Raw genomic sequence first — 1,290 nt, 5'->3', positions numbered from 1 at the left:
GGCGATGGCACTTTCCCGGTGTGTACCGGGCCGGTCGGCAGGACTGGACTCGGATGGACTCAACGCTCCGCTCCCCACACACAAGTTGTCTCGTCCGGCCCCGTGCCGGCCCAACACACCCGGCAGCCCGGGTCAACGCCCGTAGAACTCCGCGACCTTGCCGATGATGTAGTCCTGGTCCGCCTCGGTCAGTCCGGTGTGGGTGGGCAGACAGAGGCCATCCGCGGTGAAGCGGCTGGCGTTCAAAGAGGCCCAGTCCGGATCGAAGTAGAGGGGTTGCTTGCTCATCGGCTGAAAGAACCGCCTGGTCTCGATCGACTCCTCGGCCAAAAACGCGCACAGTTCATCGCGGCGCTCGGCCAGCACGTCGTACATCCACAGCACATCCCGCGGCGGCATGCGGGTGATTTCCTTGATTTCCCCGAGTCCGGCGTCGTAATATGCCTCGATCTTCCTGCGCCGGTCGAGGAATTCGTCGATCTTCTCCAGCTGGCCGAGAGCGACCGCGGCCTGCAAATTGGTCATACGGAAGTTGTAGGCCAGTTTCTTGTGCAGGAAGTCGTGCTCGGGACCGATGGCCATGCCACGCAGATGCGCCATCTGCTCGGCGAGCCTGCCGTCGTCGGTCAGGCAGATGCCGCCCTCACCGGAAGTGATGATTTTATTGGCGAAAAGGGAGAAGCACGCCACGTCGGCGACCGGCCGGATGCCGTGCGCCTCGGCGGAATCCTCGATCACCCGCAGGTTGTACTCGAACGCGATCCGCATGATCACGTCCATATCGCAGCGGCGCCCGTGCACATGGACGGGCATGATGACCTTGGTACGCGGCGTGATCTTGGACTCGATGAGCGCCGCGTCGATGTTCAGGTCGTCGCCGCAGTCGACGAAGACGGGCGTCGCGCCCGTGTAGGTGACCGCCCACGCGGACGCGACGAACGTGAACTCGGGGACCAGCACCTCGTCGCCGGGGCCCACACCCAGGGCGCGCAGCGCCAGGGTGAGCGCGGCCGTACCCGAGGAGCAGGACACTCCGTGCGCCACTCCGTTGTAGCGCGCGAATTCGCTCTCGAACTGCCGGACATAGGGCCCCGCGGCCGATATCCACCCGGAGGCGATCGCCTCGGTGACGTACTTCAATTCCGCGCCCACCAGATATGGTTTCGCGGCCTGGTATGTGAAGGTCATGCCATTCCTCATTCAGCCGTGTGGCCATGGGCGCTGCCCTTATGCCACTCTATCCGCGACCCAATGCAGAATCTCTAAGGGAAGTACCAGAGCCCTTCGGTG

General features: G+C 64.0%; 1 protein-coding gene. It reads right to left on the bottom strand.

The annotated features are described in order from the left end of the window. Positions 1–132 precede the first annotated feature (132 nt). Complete coding sequence (locus ACH4U7_RS02005) at positions 133–1,188, bottom strand: DegT/DnrJ/EryC1/StrS family aminotransferase (RefSeq protein WP_398526084.1); 1,056 nt, start codon at positions 1,186–1,188, stop codon at positions 133–135. Between the last annotated feature and the right edge of the window lie 102 nt (positions 1,189–1,290).

The organism is Streptomyces sp. NPDC020845 (assembly GCF_044334165.1).
In the GTDB taxonomy this organism is placed as follows: domain Bacteria; phylum Actinomycetota; class Actinomycetes; order Streptomycetales; family Streptomycetaceae; genus Streptomyces.
This window is presented reverse-complemented; position numbering and strand designations above follow the sequence as displayed.

What these genes read in the sequence shown, in the direction of transcription:
- ACH4U7_RS02005 (WP_398526084.1), bottom strand. Translation starts at nt 1,188, where the DNA reads ATGACCTTCACATACCAGGCCGCGAAACCATATCTGGTGGGCGCGGAA.